The organism is Arthrobacter sp. 05T410, assembly GCF_056396505.1.
In genome coordinates this window covers 27,866-44,200 of record NZ_JBFTLP010000029.1, presented here as the reverse complement: position 1 = coordinate 44,200, position 16,335 = coordinate 27,866, and the positions used below count along the sequence as shown (strand labels likewise).

At 64.6% G+C, this 16,335-nt stretch carries 15 protein-coding genes and 1 pseudogene; 12 read left to right on the top strand and 4 right to left on the bottom strand.

Annotated features, from left to right (window positions below; all coding sequences use genetic code 11):
• From AC1DFR_RS20855 to AC1DFR_RS20845, 3 genes and pseudogenes are all read right to left on the bottom strand, one after another.
• Window positions 1-413: pseudogene (locus AC1DFR_RS20855) on the bottom strand (HNH endonuclease); the annotation flags it as partial.
• 129 nt (window positions 414-542) lie between these two features.
• Window positions 543-1,508: an amidohydrolase family protein gene (locus AC1DFR_RS20850; RefSeq protein WP_476860331.1), complete on the bottom strand. Its 966-nt coding sequence runs from the start codon at window positions 1,506-1,508 to the stop codon at window positions 543-545.
• A gap of 249 nt (window positions 1,509-1,757) precedes the next feature.
• On the bottom strand, window positions 1,758-2,276 hold the full coding sequence (locus AC1DFR_RS20845) for a GNAT family N-acetyltransferase (RefSeq protein ID WP_476874373.1): 519 nt from the start codon (window positions 2,274-2,276) through the stop codon (window positions 1,758-1,760).
• A 248-nt stretch (window positions 2,277-2,524) separates the two neighbouring features.
• Between AC1DFR_RS20845 and murA the strand changes: the two genes are divergently transcribed.
• Genes murA through AC1DFR_RS20825 form a run of 4 tightly spaced genes read left to right on the top strand, consistent with a single transcriptional unit; the run spans window position 2,525 to window position 6,819 of the window.
• Window positions 2,525-3,850: a UDP-N-acetylglucosamine 1-carboxyvinyltransferase gene (murA, locus tag AC1DFR_RS20840; RefSeq protein ID WP_028278332.1), complete on the top strand. Its 1,326-nt coding sequence runs from the start codon at window positions 2,525-2,527 to the stop codon at window positions 3,848-3,850.
• A 10-nt stretch (window positions 3,851-3,860) separates the two neighbouring features.
• Window positions 3,861-4,607, top strand: a complete 747-nt coding sequence (locus AC1DFR_RS20835) for a lysophospholipid acyltransferase family protein (RefSeq protein WP_476874372.1) — start codon at window positions 3,861-3,863, stop codon at window positions 4,605-4,607.
• A complete protein-coding gene (locus AC1DFR_RS20830; protein ID WP_476874371.1) occupies window positions 4,604-5,671 on the top strand; it encodes an NAD(P)H-dependent glycerol-3-phosphate dehydrogenase in 1,068 nt (355 codons plus the stop codon). Before AC1DFR_RS20835 ends, AC1DFR_RS20830 begins: the two co-directional genes overlap by 4 nt.
• 17 nt (window positions 5,672-5,688) lie before the next feature.
• A complete protein-coding gene (locus AC1DFR_RS20825) occupies window positions 5,689-6,819 on the top strand; it encodes a D-alanine--D-alanine ligase family protein (protein WP_026538862.1) in 1,131 nt (376 codons plus the stop codon).
• A gap of 48 nt (window positions 6,820-6,867) precedes the next feature.
• On the opposite strand, the gene AC1DFR_RS20820 is transcribed toward AC1DFR_RS20825, so the two are convergent.
• On the bottom strand, window positions 6,868-7,368 hold the full coding sequence (locus AC1DFR_RS20820; RefSeq protein WP_476874370.1) for a DUF3515 family protein: 501 nt from the start codon (window positions 7,366-7,368) through the stop codon (window positions 6,868-6,870).
• Window positions 7,369-7,727: 359 nt separating this feature from the next.
• Between AC1DFR_RS20820 and AC1DFR_RS20815 the strand changes: the two genes are divergently transcribed.
• From AC1DFR_RS20815 to wecC, 8 genes are all read left to right on the top strand, one after another.
• Window positions 7,728-7,985 (top strand): hypothetical protein, encoded by a 258-nt coding sequence (locus tag AC1DFR_RS20815; RefSeq protein WP_476874369.1) that lies wholly within the window; start codon window positions 7,728-7,730, stop codon window positions 7,983-7,985.
• A 17-nt stretch (window positions 7,986-8,002) separates the two neighbouring features.
• Window positions 8,003-8,293: a hypothetical protein gene (locus AC1DFR_RS20810; protein ID WP_476871129.1), complete on the top strand. Its 291-nt coding sequence runs from the start codon at window positions 8,003-8,005 to the stop codon at window positions 8,291-8,293.
• Window positions 8,294-8,298: 5 nt separating this feature from the next.
• Complete coding sequence (locus AC1DFR_RS20805; RefSeq protein WP_476874368.1) at window positions 8,299-9,558, top strand: glycosyltransferase family 4 protein; 1,260 nt, start codon at window positions 8,299-8,301, stop codon at window positions 9,556-9,558.
• A complete protein-coding gene (locus AC1DFR_RS20800) occupies window positions 9,555-11,291 on the top strand; it encodes a glycosyltransferase family 4 protein (protein ID WP_476874367.1) in 1,737 nt (578 codons plus the stop codon). Before AC1DFR_RS20805 ends, AC1DFR_RS20800 begins: the two co-directional genes overlap by 4 nt.
• A 68-nt stretch (window positions 11,292-11,359) precedes the next feature.
• Window positions 11,360-12,199: an ABC transporter permease gene (locus AC1DFR_RS20795; protein WP_476874366.1), complete on the top strand. Its 840-nt coding sequence runs from the start codon at window positions 11,360-11,362 to the stop codon at window positions 12,197-12,199.
• A complete protein-coding gene (locus tag AC1DFR_RS20790; RefSeq protein WP_476874365.1) occupies window positions 12,192-13,076 on the top strand; it encodes an ABC transporter ATP-binding protein in 885 nt (294 codons plus the stop codon). Before AC1DFR_RS20795 ends, AC1DFR_RS20790 begins: the two co-directional genes overlap by 8 nt.
• 3 nt (window positions 13,077-13,079) lie before the next feature.
• Window positions 13,080-15,008: a glycosyltransferase family protein gene (locus AC1DFR_RS20785; protein WP_476874364.1), complete on the top strand. Its 1,929-nt coding sequence runs from the start codon at window positions 13,080-13,082 to the stop codon at window positions 15,006-15,008.
• A gap of 7 nt (window positions 15,009-15,015) precedes the next feature.
• Window positions 15,016-16,326 carry a UDP-N-acetyl-D-mannosamine dehydrogenase gene (gene wecC / locus AC1DFR_RS20780; RefSeq protein WP_476874363.1) on the top strand — a complete coding sequence of 437 codons (1,311 nt, stop codon included), beginning with the start codon at window positions 15,016-15,018 and terminating at the stop codon, window positions 16,324-16,326.
• Window positions 16,327-16,335: the final 9 nt, after the last annotated feature.

The following is a 16,335-nucleotide window of genomic DNA, read 5'->3' as shown; positions in this document are numbered from 1 at the left end:
GGGTGTGCGGCATCTCGGTGATCAGGGCTTTGGCCAGGCCCAGGAGCCGGCCGCCCCTGGCGGGGGATTCGTGCCGGGCCAGGGCGATCTGCGCGCCGACACCGGCGCCAAGCCTCTCGGCCGGGACCCCGGCGCCGGGCTTGTTCGCGGCGTTGGAGCAGGTCGAAGGCCACGGCGAGCCGGGCCTGTTCCGCGGACGCGGCGGACTTCCAGTCTTCCAGTTCCCGGATCCGGTCAATGATCCCGGCACTGCCCGTGGGCGGACAGCCTAAGCCCATCGGTCCGGCGGCCAGCCGGCCCGCGACGGCCGCCTCTGCGGTGCCCGGAATGCCGGCGGCATCGCCCCCGGCGCGGCCGAAGCCGGCGTCGCCGTGTCCTGCCGGAACCACTTCGGGCCCCTGATTGCCGTCCATGAATCCAGTGTTTCAGGGACCTCTGACAATCAGGTTCTTTCCTGCGGATCGTACGTGCCCGCTCCACCGGGGTCACCCGTCCTCCACCGGAACCCCTCCTGCCGGGGAGCGCAACGCGCACAATATGAACTAAGTCTGCTCAGGCCTCAGCCGGGGAAAAAGCGCCTCGGAATTGCCGCGGTCTATCGCCGCGCGCACCGATGGGTCCAGCGGATAATTCTCATACTCCATATTCAGGAAATCGATCGCCGCAGAGGGTGCGAACGGGAAGTCAGTTCCGTATGTGATGCGGCCCGGGTCAGCTACCTCGAGCAGGCTGGGCAGGGCCGCCGGGCTGGCGGATAGGGCCACGTCGTAATAAAACCGCCGCAAGATGGACTGCTTCTTATCTCCCAGCGCCGCCAGTGCGCTGAGGGCCAGGTCCTTATCGTTGAGCATCGTCAGCAGGATCCTGTAGGCGATGTAAGGCACGAAGCCGCCCGCGTGGGCCAGGATGAACCTGATTCCCGAGAACTTTTCCATCGCACCGGACAGGATCAGGCTGATAGCGGTGCGGGTCGTGTCGAGCATGAAATCTGCGGCAAAGGCGGGTATGCCCGGCACCGCCGGACCGGGCAGTTCAGCGGGGTGGACGAACACTACGGCCCGCCGGTGGTGCAGGAACTCCAGCAGAGGCTCAAAGCCAGGATCGCCCAGATAGCGGCCGGCGTTGTTGGCCAGCAATACGACCCCGTCCGCGAGCAGGGTGTCCAGGGCGTACTGGGCCTCCGCCAGGGCGCCTTGCACGTCCGGCAGCGTGAGCGTCGCGAAGAACCCGAACCGCTCAGGCCGGGCCGCGACCACCTCTGCACAGTATTCGTTGATCTCCCGCGCCCGCCGCCGTGCCTCCGCAGCGTCGCCGAAGTACACGCCGGGAGTGGACAGGGACAAGATGCCGGTCTGCACGTCGTGCCTGTCCATGAACTTCAACGCTGAGCGCTCGGACCACGACGGCAGGCCAATGCCGCCGGGGCGGATGCCCTTTTCAAGCATCCAGCGCGCATACCCGGGCGGAACGATGTGCTGGTGAGTGTCAATGCGGTACGGCCGGCCCATCCGGATCCTTGTCCACGTCGTTTCGCCGATATGCGGGCCCTCAGCGGATGTGAACAATCTACTCGCAAATCCGACCCCTGAGCAGACCGCCGAACGGTGCCTGGGACTGAGCTAGACCGTCACTGGGTGCTCGTCGAACTCGTGTGTACCTATCCCGGAACTACGACCGCCAAGTGCCTCGGCCCCTAGCCATAGGCCTCAGGAATCCACTGACAACAGCATTGAGATTCCTTCTACTTGTGCTTCCGGTTAGGCGGGCCCGACCCAGTAGCGGCGTTTGCCGTTGCGGCTGTCTTCGTAGACGCCACCGTTCTTTTCGATTGTGGCCCGGGAACCGGCGTTATCTTCATCGCAAGTGAGGAGAATTCGGGCGATGCCCAGCTCCCTGGCAATTGGCAGGGCGTTGGCCAAGGCGGCAGCTGCGTGGCCGCGGCGCCGTGCGGAGGGCCTCACGCTGTAGCCGATGTGCCCACCCTGATTGAGAAGGAAATCGTTCAGCTCGTGCCGGATGGCCAGTGAGCCAAGGAAAGTGTCACCGTCCACGATCCACAGGTATGTGCAGGGTACGTGCCCTGTTTTCCTCGGGCTCTCCGGCCGGGCATCGTTGACGAGGGCATCGACGAAGCGGCGGAACGACTGGTCATCTTCGAGTTCTTCCAGTGGCCAGTCCTCCGCACCCGCGCCGTCCCGGTGGGCGCCGTCAAATTCGGCGGATCCTTCCAGCCAGGAGGAGTGATAGATGACGTCCGGAGCGATAAGGCGAGGCATTACACGATCGTATTCGAAGGGTTCTCCTTTTCTCCGGAGTCGGTCCGGTCCTCGGTGCACCGGGCAAACCCTCAGCGCCCACCTTGTGCAAAGCCCGCAGGCCCGAAAGCGCCGCCGCATCCGTGCCGAAAGGGCCAACACGGGGCCCCTGGAACCGCTCCGTATTTCAGATCGGTAACGGATGCTCCTATGCTTAGCTGGAGCCTTTGTAAGGATTTGGGGGCGAGTAGTCGTGAGGAAACCGGTATATGAGTAGTGTTCTGACAATCCGCGGAGGCGTCCCGCTAACTGGCCGCGTCACCGTTCGCGGGGCCAAGAATCTTGTCCCCAAGGCCATGGTTGCCGCCCTTTTGGGCAATGAGCCATCGGTGTTGCGCAACGTGCCTGAAATTAAGGACGTCGAGGTTGTCACGAGCCTGCTCCAGCTGCACGGCGTCAGGGTGGACAAGGATCCCGTGACCGGCGATCTGACGCTTGACCCGAAGGGCGCCAAGACGGCCTCCAGCACGGCCATCGACGCCCACGCCGGCGATTCGCGCATCCCGATCCTGCTGTGCGGGCCGCTGATCCATGCCATCGGCGAGGCCTTCATCCCGGACCTGGGTGGCTGCAAGATCGGCGACCGTCCGATCGATTACCACCTCAATGTCCTGCGCCAGTTCGGCGCCGTCGTGGAAAAGCGTCCCGGCGGCATCCACATCTCCGCGCCCAACGGGCTTAAGGGCGCCAAGATTGCGCTGCCCTACCCGTCCGTGGGCGCCACCGAGCAGGTCCTGCTGAGCGCCACGCGCGCCGAAGGCATCACCGAACTCTCCGGGGCGGCCACCGAACCGGAAATCGTGGACCTGATCGCGGTGCTGCAGAAGATGGGCGCCATCATCAGCGTCCAGACTGACCGCACCATCCGCATCGAAGGCGTCCGGGACCTCGGCGGCTACAACCACCGGGCCCTCTCGGACCGCAACGAGTCCGCCTCCTGGGCTTCCGCGGCCTTGGTCACCCGCGGCGACATCTTTGTCGAAGGCGCCACGCAGCGCGACATGATGACCTTCCTGAACACGTACCGCAAAGTCGGCGGCGGCATGGACATCGGCGACGACGGCATCCGCTTCTACCACCGCGGCGGCAAGCTCAACCCCCTGGTCCTCGAAACAGACGTGCACCCCGGATTCATGACGGACTGGCAGCAGCCGCTCATCGTCGCACTGACCCAGGCCGAGGGCGTTTCGATTGTCCACGAGACCGTCTACGAGAACCGGTTCGGCTTCACCGATGCACTGATCCGCATGGGCGCCAATATCCAGGTCCACCGCGAGTGCCTCGGCAGCGTGCCGTGCCGCTTCGGCCAGCGCAACTTCCTGCACTCCGCCGTCATCTCCGGTCCGGCGCAGCTCAAGGGCACCGACATCGACGTCCCGGACCTGCGCGGCGGATTCAGCCACCTCATTGCCGCCCTGGCCGCCACCGGCACCTCCCGCGTCACGGGAATCGACATCATCAACCGCGGCTACGAGCGCTTTACCGAGAAGCTCGCGGGCCTCGGCGCCGATTTCGACATCACCTCTGCCAAGTAGCGGGGGACCTGTGAAGGAATCGGCCAAGAGCCACGTCACGTTCGTGACAGTCGCCGGGATCATCCGGCCCGTGATGAACCTCCTCATGGGAAAGAAGTGGGAAGGCCTCGAAAAGCTCCCCGCCGGGGGCTTCATCGCCGCGCCCAACCACTGCACGGAAATCGACCCGCTGGTGGTGGGGCACATGCTCTACAACCAGAAACGGATGCCGCATTTCCTCGCCAAGGCCGGCCTCTTCAAGGTGCCGGTCCTTGGCGCCGTCCTGCGCTCCACCAAGCAGATCCCGGTGGAACGTTCGACGACGGGGGCGAACCGTTCGCTGCAACTCGCCAAAGAGATCGTGAACGAAGGCGGGGCGATCATCATCTACCCAGAGGGAACCCTGACCCGGGACCCGGCACTCTGGCCGATGAAAGGGCACACCGGTGCCGCGCGGATGGCACTGGAGAGCGGTATTCCCGTGGTGCCCATCGCCCACTGGGGTGCCCAAGAGGTCTTCCCGCGGTATGCGAAACGTTTCTACATTTTCCCCCGCAAGACCTCCCGCCTGGTGGTCGGGGATCCCGTGGACCTGAGCGCGTTTGAGGGCCACCCGCTGGACAAGGCGACGCTCGACGCAGCCACGAATGCCATCATGGACGCCATCACCGGCCTCCTGGCAGGACTGCGTGGAGAACAAGCGCCCGCGCAACGCTGGAACCCGGCGGCGCACAACCAGCCAACCCACGGCCGTATAGACCCGGACGTCACAGCGTGACGACGGATCTAGGGACGTCGGCCAACCGCGAATCCGGGTCCGCCGCCACAGTGGCCGTCCTGGGGGCAGGTTCCTGGGGTACCACCTTCGCCAAGGTCGTGGCCGACGCCGCCACAGCCTCCGGCGTCGAACGAAATATCCGCCTCTGGGGCCGGCGGCCCGAAGTCGTGGACCAGATCAATACCATGCACCGCAACGAGCAGTATCTGAAGGGCATCACGCTGCCGTCCAGCATCACGGCGTCGAAGGACGTTTCCGAGGTCCTGGCGGGCGCGGAGCTGGTCATTCTGGCCGTGCCGGCACAAACCCTGCGGCCGCAACTGAAGGCCTGGAAGGAGCATCTGGCGCCTGGGGCCGTCGTGGTGTCCCTGATGAAGGGCCTCGAGCTCCACACCGATGCCCGCATGAGCGAGGTCATCTGCACGGAGCTGGACCTGCCCGCGGACCGGGTCGCCGTGGTATCCGGCCCCAACCTGGCCATGGAGATCGCCCGGGAAGAGCCAACGGCATCCGTCGTGGCCTGCACGGAACCGGTTACCGCAGGCTGGATCGCGCGCAGCTGCACCGCGCCCTATTTCCGCCCGTACACCACGAGCGACGTGATCGGCGTCGAAATCGGCGGGATCGTCAAGAACATCATTGCCCTGGCCGTCGGCATCTGTGAAGGCAAGCAGATGGGCGACAACACCAAAGCCTCGGTCATCACCCGCGGCCTGGCGGAGACCTCCCGGCTGACACTCGCCCTGGGCGGCGAAGCACGGACCATGGCAGGGCTTGCCGGACTGGGTGACCTGGTAGCCACCTGTTCCTCACCCCTGTCCCGAAACCACACGGCCGGCAGGCTGCTGGGCAAGGGGCTGACCCTCGAGCAGGTCACCGCCGAAATGAAGCAAACGGCCGAAGGCATCAAGTCCAGCCAGGCGGTCCACGAACTTGCCGGAAAGCTCGGCGTCGACATGCCGATCACGGCCGCCGTCGTCGCGGTCCTTGCCGGAAAACTGTCCGTAGACGAACTGGGGCCGCTGCTGCTGTCCCGGGACCTGAAACCCGAAGGCGATCACTGAGAGTGTCAGAGAACAATATGACCACAGAAGGCCGTACGGGCCAGCCCAAGCCCCGCGTGGCGGTGCTGTTCGGCGGCCGCTCCAGCGAGCACGCCGTCAGCTGCGTGACAGCCGCCGGCGTCCTGGGAGCCATCGACAAGGACAAATACGACGTTATCCCGATCGGGATCGCCAAGACCGGCCAGTGGGTTTTGGCGTCCGGCGGAACCGACGAGTGGTCGCTCTCCGCCTCGTCGCTGCCCGAGGTGGCCCCCTCGGCGCAGACCGTCACCCTGGCCGAGATAGGCGGCGAGCACCAGCTGATCGTCGCAGCCCCGAACACCGTCCCGCAGGAGCTCGGCGCCGTCGACGTCGTCTTCCCGCTGCTGCACGGGCCCTTTGGCGAAGACGGCACCATCCAGGGCCTCCTGGAACTGTCTGACACCCGCTACGTGGGCGCGGGCGTGCTCGCGTCCGCCGTCGGCATGGACAAGCACTTCATGAAGGTGGTCTTTGAATCGGCCGGGCTCCACGTGGGACCCTACATCGCCGTGACTGACCGGCAGTGGCGCAACGATCCCGAGACCGTCCGCAAGCGCGTGGACCAGCTCGGCTTCCCGGTATTCGTCAAACCGGCCCGGGCAGGGTCTTCCATGGGCATCTCCAAGGTGGACTCCCTCGAGGGCCTCGACGCCGCCATAGAGATCGCCCGCGAGCACGACCCCAAGCTGGTCATCGAGGCCGGCATCACGGGCCGCGAGATCGAATGTGCCGTGCTGGAGGGCCGGGGGACCGATGCTCCCCGGACGTCCATGCCGGGCGAGATCTCCGTCGCGGGCGGCGGCCATGAATTCTATGACTTCAACGCCAAATATGTGGACGACGCCGCGGCGCTCAGCTGCCCGGCCGACCTCCCCGAAGAAGCGATCACCCGTGTCCGGGAACTGGCCGCGGTCGCCTTTGACGCCGTCGGCGGCGAGGGACTGAGCCGGGTTGACTTCTTCTACACCCCTGATGGCGAACTGATCATCAACGAGATCAACACCATGCCCGGGTTTACGCCCAAGAGCATGTACCCGCAGATGTGGAAGGCCTCAGGACTGGGCTACGCCGACCTGATTGACGAGCTGATCCACCTGGCCCTGCACCGCAAGACCGGCCTGCGCTAGAACCGCGCTGCGCTGGAACCGGGCGGGCGCGGACGGGCCTGCCCGGGCCTACTTGCTGGTGGGGAGGTTCTGCAGGTCCTCTTGACCCACACATTTCCGGGTTGCCGGGATCTTCAGCGCGGCGGCGGAGAGGTCCGCCAGCACGGTGGCTGAACTGATCTTGTCCGGGTCCATCAGGATCTCCGTGGCCGGTTCGCGGCCGAACGTGGTCAGCGTCCACACGGGGTCGCCTTCCTTGATGACCCAGTCGACGTCGTTGACGCTGACACAGCGGTCGGTCGTGGGTCCGGGAACGTTGACGCCGCAGCGCAGAATCACTTGGGACGGATCGCCCCAGGCCGCAGTGGCCTGTGCGTTGGTCTTCCGCAGCTTGGCATCGCCGATCGCGTCCGGCAGGGCCAGCATCATCGGCGCGCAGGCCGCGTTCGCGGCATCCTTGGCGGGCGTGACGTCGACAACCGGGGAACACGAGGTCAGGGCCAGGCCGGCTGCGGCGGCCGCCACAGTCAAGGACAGGCGCGCGGAAACCAGACGGCTGAAAGGGAGCATTGATCCAGCTTATCCCGGTCCGCGTGGCGCTATGGTCCCGGTTTGGAGAGTAAAGGTAGCATCTCTAGGAACAGCCTGACTCTTACCATCGAGTAGACTGGGACCTCGTGCATCAGTGGGGCTCTGCCGACAATGACGTTAGTGTTGGCCGCATAACGCACACCTGATTCAATCTCGCACTGTGGGGGAGGGACTGTCGATGACGTCGTGCAGCCGAAAAAAGTCTATACGAGTGGGGCTGGGAGCTTTGATCCTCGCCGGCTCAGTCATGGGCACGGCGACAGCGGCAAACGCCGCGGTAGCCGTTCCCCACCCTCTCATCCGATTCCTGACCACGACGCCGGATCCTTCGCCCGGCGGTGGCTCCGGTGATCCTCTGCAGCCAGCGGACCCCGCTCCTGAGCCTGCACCTGCTCCCGACCCTGTTCCGGTCCCTCCGGCACCTCTTCCGGAGCCAGCCCCGGCTCCTGCGCCCGCACCGGCGCCTGCGCCAGCCCCCGCACCGGCGCCTGCGCCTGCGCCAGCCCCCGCACCGGCGCCTGCGCCTGCGCCAGCCCCCGCACCGGCGCCTGCGCCCGTGCCTGCTCCGGTGCCAGTACCCGCTCCTGCGGTGGTAATTCCCGCTCCTATTCCGGTGCCCCCGCCCGTCGTGGTCCCGGTCCCCGAGGAAACCCCCTCGGAAACCCCGACCCCAACACGTACGCCCACACCGGCGCAGTCCACGGCTCCCGCTGTCATCGCGACGCCCACTCAGCCGCCGGTCATGGTGAAGTCCGAAGTTCAGGCCGCCGTGGCCGTTGCTACCGGCAGCCCTCTGGCCGTCCAGGCCATCACTGTGCTGGTCCTGCTGGGCCTTGGCTTTGCCTACTTCCGGTTCATCGGTTCGAAGAAGGCCACCGGCGTTCCCCGCACCGGTAAGTCCTGAGCTCCATGCAGGATGAAGTCCTCGTGGAGTCAACTGCGCCGAAGTCCGTGAGAGACAACCTGCAGATCACGCTGATCACACACTCCTATTGGCCGGAGCAGAGCCCGCCGCAGCGGCGCTGGACTGCCATGATCAAGGAGTTCACGCACTCCGGCTGGGATGTCGACGTCGTGACTCCGGTGGCGCACTATCCCTTCGGCCGGCGGGCCCTCCCGCGCTGGATGGCCGGAAGGCCGTTCCGGCTGCGCAACGGCCAGTTCACCGAAAAAATCCTCCACGTTCCCTACCTGCGCCACGGCAACTCCCGCGCCGCGCGCCTGCTGGACCAGTGCTACTCAGCCCTCATGTCCGTCCCCGCCGGGATGATGGTCCGCAAGCCCGACGTCGTCATTGTCACCGCTCCGGGGCTGCCTTCGCTGGCTGCCGGCTACGCCCTGGCCAAAATGCGCCGCGTCCCGCTGATCGTGGAAATGCGCGATGCGTGGCCGGACCTGGCCCGCGACGCCCGCCTGGTCCAAGGCAGTGTCAAAAGCGTTGTGGAGCACGTGGTGGACTTTGTCCAGCACCGGGCAGACCTCGTGGTCACAGTGACCGAGGGATTCGCGGCCACGCTGCGTTCGCGCGGAGTCCGCAATGTCGCCACCGTCAGCAACGGCGTGCACCTGGACGCTATTCCGGTCGTAGGGCCGCCTGAACCGGATCGGGACGTCTTCGAGGCCCTGTACCTGGGGAACCACGGCGAGAGTCAAAAACTCGATGTCGCCATCCGTGCCAGTGCACTGGTGGGGGACTCGATGCACCTGCACATGGTGGGCCATGGAACGCAGAGGCCGGCGCTGGAGAAGCTGGCGCGTGAGCTGAAGGCTCCGGTCACCTTCCACCCACCCCTGACCGGCGACGACATGCTGGCACGCTACTCCTCGGCTGACACCTGCATCGTCTCCTTGCGGGATGACTGGAAATCCTTCGAAACCACCGTGCCGTCCAAGACATACGAGGTTCTCGCAATTGGCCGGCATGTCACGGCTGTAGTCAAGGGAGAAGCTGCCCGAATCGTCTCGGACGCCGAGGCCGGGGACATCGTGGCCAGCGATCCGGAAGAGCTGGCGGCACTGTGGCGTGAGCTGGCTGCGGACCGCGGCCGCCTGGTCCGTAATGGCGACAGCCGACAGTGGGTCAAAGCCAACGCCGAGTACGAGCAACTCGCCGGCCGCTACATGGAACTCATCAGCGAACTGCTCGCGGAGGCCAGCACTACCCGATGATGCAACTGCTGAAAAACATCCGGCTGGCCCAGAGCGTTGTCCGCCAGCACCTGGCTGACGATCCCGTCATCTTGTTCCTGCAGCTTTCGCGCAGGCTACCCTCGGCCGTGCTTCCCCTTGCCAAGCGCCTGTGCAAGGTGGCGCCGAAGAACTCCACCTCCGCAGCCGTATTGTTCGCGGCACTCGCCGCAGGTGACGGCACCGACGTCGAACGCCGGCTGCGCGTCGCCGCCAGCGGTTCCGTCGAGGGGGAGCGGGCTCGACGCCTGGCCGACGTCGCCCTTGCCGCCAACCTCCCGGAAACGGCGGATGTCTTTCTGGCCAAGGCAGGCACTGCACGACACGCGAAGCAGGCCCGGGCACGGCGCCTCTGGTACGACGGGGCCGTTAGCGAAGCTGTGAAGGCGCTCGATGGCGCGGGAGCGGCGGGACAGCGCCAACGTGCCCGCCTGATTGCCGAGGCGGCGGTCCTGGCGGAGGCATCGCCCTCGCTGGAACGCCGACCTTACCAACCGGTTCCCGGCCGGATCCTGCATCTGCTGACGAATTCGCTGCCGCACACCGCCAGCGGCTATGCCCAGCGCTCCCACTCCACCCTGCTGGCGCAGCAGGCGGCAGGCTGGGATGTACTTGCCGTCACTAGGCTGGGCTATCCGGTGCAGGTCGGCAAACTCCTCGCACAGTCCGCGGACACCGTCGACGCGATCCGTTACCAGCGGCTCCTGCCTGGCACGATGGCCCAGAACATTGACGCCCGGCTGCAGCAGCAAGCGGAGGAACTGCTGGCCGTGGCCCTGGATTTCAAGCCGAGCGTGCTGCATACCACCACCCACTACGTCAATGGACTCGTGGTGCGTGCCGTGGCCCAGGCCCTCGGGATTCCCTGGGTCTACGAGGTCCGGGGGCAACTTGCCGATACCTGGGCTTCCACCCGCGGGCCCGAGGCCCGGAGCAGCGAAAAGTACAGGATGTTTCAGCGCCGGGAAACAGAAGTCATGCAGCATGCAGATCTGGTGCTGACGCTCGGGACAGCCATGAAGGCCAACATCGTCGCCGCAGGGGTCCCGGAGAGCAAGGTCCTCATTGCCCCCAACGCTGTAGGCGGTGACTTCCTTACCGAGCCGCTGGACAAGGTCGGTGCCCGGCGTGCGCTCGGTCTCGCAGAAGACGGACAATTTATCGGCACGGTGAGCAGCTTGGTACCCTATGAAGGGATCGAGGACCTCATGGCCGCGTTTGCTTTGCTCGCGGCGGACATGCCTCAGCTTCGTCTCCTCATCGTAGGTGACGGGTCCTCCCTGCCGTCGCTGCAGATTCAGGCGCAGCGGAGCGGATTCATCAACCGCATCATCTTCACGGGCCGGGTGCCTCGGAGCCAGACGGCACTGTACCATCAAGCGCTGGATGTTTTCGTTGTGCCGCGCAAGGACCTGGAGGTGACGCGTTCCGTGACACCGCTCAAGCCAGTGGAGGCCATGGCGTGCGCCCGGCCCGTTGTGGCTAGCGACTTGCCGGCGTTGGCGGAAATCGTCGAGGACCGCGTGACCGGCCTTTTGGCAGCGGCGGGGGATCCCGCCGCCTTCGCCACGGCTATCCGGAACTTGCTTTCGGACCCGGAGCTTTCAGCAACGATGGGTGCTGCCGGCCGGGAACGCGTATTGCAGGAAAGAACATGGGCCGCCAACGCGGTTGCCCTGGCACGAGAGTTGGAAATGCTGGGAGTAACTAGATGAGTGTCCAGGAAAAAACGGAAGCGGACCAAAGCGAAGCAGCGCGGACGGAGACACCCGCCACAGTCTCAGTGCCTGTCAACCTTGTCCGCTTGACCAAGGTGGGCCAGCGGCCCGACTTCCTGGACTATCTGGTCCAATTATGGGATCGCCGCAGCTTCATCTTCTTCGACGCCCGAGCGCGGGTCCAGAGCGGCAACGACAAGAACCATCTGGGCTCAGCGTGGCTGGTGTTGACGCCACTTCTGAACGGCCTCAGTTTCTACCTGATTTTTGGTTTGTTCCTAGGTACCAGCAAGGGCATTGATAACTTCATTGGCTACTTGATCATCGGCGTCTTTACGTTTTCGATGAGTACCCGTTCCATCCTGGGCGGAGCCAAATCGCTCACAGGCAACACGTCCATGATCCGGGCCTTCCAGTTTCCCCGCGCATCCCTGCCCATTGCCGTCAACGTGCGGGAGCTCCTCTCCAACATTCCCGTGACGATCGTCATGCTCCTTTTCGTCATCTTCACGTCACCGGCCGAAGAAATCACGTGGCGGTGGCTGCTCATCATTCCGGCCATCGCGCTTCAATTCCTGTTCAACCTTGGGATTGGCATGCTCCTGGCCCCGGTGCTGCTCAAGATCCCGGACCTGAGCCACCTGCTCTCATTCATTATTCGTTTCCTGATGTACGTCTCGGCAGTCTTTTTTGCGGAGGAACGCTTCGGGAAATACCCCGTCGTGCGCACCATCATGGATTTCAATCCGATTTACCAGGTCATCAAGATCATCCGCGACTCGGTGCTCTACGACACGACGCCATCCTGGCGGGCGTGGGGAGTCTTGGGCTTGTGGGCCCTGGGATCCGTTGGCGCCGGACTCTTTGTCTTTTGGCGTGGAGAGGAAAGCTACGGACGTGTCTGAAGTATCTATCGGCCCGATATCGGAGCCCACAGTGGTGGTGGACGACATCTCGGTGGTCTACCGCACCAAAAACAAAACGGAGGGGAGAACCAATGCCCGGACTTCCGTACTGAAGAACCTGCGCGGGGTCCGCCGCGGCCAAAGCACCGTGCGCACCACGGCATTGAGCAAGATTTCCTTCGTGGCCAACCAGGGCGATTCCATCGGCATCATTGGCCGCAACGGTTCCGGCAAGAGCACCCTGATGAAGGTCCTCGCCGGGTTGATCATCCCCGACACGGGCAGTGTCTATGCTTCGAGCAACCCGATTCTTTTGGGCGTCAATGCAGCTTTGATCAGTTCCATCTCAGGTGCGCAGAACATTCGCCTAGGCTGCCTTGCCATGGGCATGAGCCACACCGAGATCGATGCCAAGTTTGACGACATCGTGGAAATGTCCGGGCTGGAACACGAAATCTTCCACCCGATGAACTCCTATTCTTCGGGCATGGGCGCGCGCCTGCGATTTGCCATCGCGGCGGCCGTGGACCCCGAGATCCTGCTCATCGATGAAGCGCTCAACACGGGTGACGCCCAGTTCAAGGATCGTTCGAAGCAGCGGATGGAGAGAGTCACGGCGCAGGCCGGAACGGTGTTTGTGGTCAGCCACAGCCTCGGGACGATTACCGGCATGTGCAACCGGGCCATTTGGATCGACAAGGGCGATTTCATCATGGACGGAACGCCCGACGAGGTCGCCAAGGAATACCGGAACTTCATTTGGCGCATCAACGAGGGCAACGCAGACTACGGCCGCAAGATCCGGGCCGAGTTGATGGCGAGCCTCCCCGAAATGCGGACCACGCTGCTCCCCAACGGCTGGAAGCGGTCCAGGTAGTCGATGAGTTTTGCAAATAAGACGGCGTACTGGCGCCGAGCGCTGTGGCACGCCCGCCAAGGTGGTCTGACACAGGTCAAGAGCTACCTGCACCGCAGCACGGCCGAGCGTGACGAGGCCAGCCTGTCCGGCGTCCGCGGCGCGGAAGGTGCCTGGCGCGGAATTGGACGAGGCCGGCACCTGATCTTTCGGGAAGCGGCGGTTGACGCAGGGCAGCCACGGAATCCGCAGCTGCGCGTGGGCATCATCATGGATGACTTCTCCGCTGCGGCATTCTCCGCCGAGTGGACGGTTGTGGAGCTTAGGCCGGACAGTTGGGCCCAGCAACTGCGCGACGAGGCCCTGGACTTCGTCGTCGTCGAATCCGCTTGGGCCGGCAACGCCGGTCTCTGGCGGGGGAAAATCACCAGCACGGCGGGTCCTTTGCCGGTCTTCCGCGATCTCGTCGCGGGATGCCGGGCGGCCGGACTGCCAGCTGTGTTCTGGAATAAGGAAGACCCGCCCCACTACGAGGACTTCCTGCCTGCCGCAAAGCTCTTCGACCACGTCTTCACCACTGACTCCAACATGCTTCCCCGGTACCGCGAGGACTTGGGCCACAACCGGATTTCCGTGCTGCCGTTCGCGGCGCAGCCTCGGATCCACAACCCCGCGCGGCCCAGGCACGGATGGCACGCACGTGAGATTGCATTCGCTGGAATGTACTTTGCGCACAAGTATCAGGACCGTCGCCGGCAGATGGAATACCTTCTCGGAGCAGCAGTGGACGCGACTGCGGGCAAGCGCCCCGGATTCGAAATCTTTTCGCGCCAGCTCGGCCGGCAGCCGCAGTATCAGTTCCCCGGAATCCTGAAGAAGCACGTCGTGGGTTCGCTGTCCTACAAGCAGATGCTGACCGCCTACAAGGCTTACAAAGTCTTCCTCAACGTCAACTCCGTCACGGACTCGCCGTCAATGTGCGCGCGGCGGATATTTGAGATCACGGCAGCGGGATCCTGCGTGGTCTCGACCCCCAGCGCCGCCATCACGGAATTTTTCCCGGGCAATGAAATTCCCACGGCAAGCACCCGCGAAGACGCTACGCACCTGCTGAAGGCGCTGACCGCCAACCCGGACTATGCACAGCGCCTGGTGCATAAGGCCCAGCGCAGGATCTGGGCCGAGCACACCTTCAGTCACCGGGCACAGACCATCGCGACCGCCGCCCGTCCTGGGCTCGCCGTCCCCGGCCCCCGAGCCCAGGTGTCGGTCATGGTCTCGAGTTTCCGGCCGCAGCAGCTTGAACATGTCATCGCTGGGGTGGCCGCGCAACAGGGCGTGGACGTCCAGCTGGTGTATCTGGCGCACGGGTTTGACATCGACGAATCCGCGTTCCGGCGCAAATGCCTGGACGCCGGGGTGCTCGACGTCGTGGTTCTCCAAGAGCCGCAGCAGACCACGCTCGGTGAGTGCCTCAATTCGCTCGTGGCGAAGGCCGACGGCCGTTTCGCCACCAAATGGGACGACGACGACGTCTACACCTCCTTGTACTTGGGCGACCAGGTCCACGCCATGATGTACTCCGAAGCCGAAGTTGTGGGCAAGCGCGCGCACTACATGCACTTGGCCGGGGCCGGGGCCGGGGCGACCATCCTGCGTAACCCGCAACTTGAACACCGCTACGTCGAATCGGTCTCCGGACCGACGATCTTCGCCGCCACGGACACGTTCAGGCGTTTTCCATTTCAGCCGGTGCCGCGCGGAGAGGACTCGCGTTTCCTGAGCGACGTCATCGAGGCCGGGGCCCGGATCTACTCGGCAGACCGCTTCAATTACTGCCAGATGCGGGGCGCCGACGTGGCCTCGCACACCTGGCCGATTACCAATGAAGAGCTTCTGGCTACTTCAAAGATTCAGTTCTTCGGTTCGCCCGAAGACCACATTTTAGTTTAGGGGAGACATGGACGAGACGATTTTTGATGTTGCCGTCATCGGGCTCGGCTACATCGGCCTGCCCACCGCGGCCAGCTTCGCCGCTAAGGGCAAGCTGGTAGCCGGCGTCGACGTGAAACAGTCCACCATTGACGCTGTCAACCGTGGCGAGGTTCCGTTCGTGGAACCCGACATGGGCGTGGTGGTCTCAGGCGCCGTCAGCCTCGGCAACCTCGTGGCCATGGCCACCGTTCCTGCTGCTGACGCCTACATCATCGCGGTGCCTACCCCGCTGGCCGAGGGCAACGGTGCGGACCTGTCCTACCTTCGCAGCGCGGTGGAGGCCCTCGCGCCGAAACTTCGCGGTGGCGAATTGGTGGTCCTGGAATCAACGTCGCCTCCAGGCACCACCGAACGCCTGGGCGCGCACCTCATGGAGTTGCGGCCTGACCTCTCACTCGACGCAGCTCCCGGGAAGAAGCAGGTCCACGTTGTGCACTCCCCGGAGCGTGTCCTGCCCGGCCGGATCATGATCGAAATCGTCACCAACGACCGTGTGATCGGCGGCCTCACAGAGGAAGGCGCTCAGCTGGCCAAGCGGCTGTACGAGGTCATCTGCCAGGGTGAAATTCTGCTGACGGATGCCACCACCGCCGAGATGACCAAGCTGGTTGAAAACACGTTCCGTGACGTCAACATCGCCTTCGCCAACGAGCTCTCCTTGATTTGCGACAGCCTCGGCATTGACGTCTGGAGGCTGATCGAGCTCGCAAACCACCACCCGCGCGTGAACGTCCTTCGCCCCGGCCCCGGAGTCGGCGGCCACTGCATCGCCGTCGACCCCTGGTTCATCGTGGACGCCGTCCCGGAGCACTCCGGGCTAATCCGAACGGCCCGTGAGGTCAACGACTCCAAGCCGCATCACGTCGTCCGGCAGGCGGTTCAATCCTTGGCCAATCAGCCTGGCGCTACTGTGGCTGTCCTGGGTTTGGCCTTCAAGGCCAACATCGACGACGTCCGCGAGTCGCCGTCGGTGACGATCGTCCAGGAACTGGTCCGGCAGTTGCCGGACAGCACAATCCTGGTGGTGGATCCGAATGTTGAGGAACTCCCCGCCGCCCTGGCAGCCTCCGGACTCTCACGCCTCCACGGCATGGAAGAGGCCGTAGCCGAGGCAGATCTCGTGATGCTGCTGGTGGACCACGATGACTTCTTGGCTATCGACCCGCTGTCTCTCGAAGGCAAGCAGCTCATCGATACCAAGGGCATCTGGAACCAGCAACACCCTGTGGAGCCCGGCCTGCTGCATACGCCCGTAGGGGCCTCGGTCGGTGGATAAGGGAAGCCA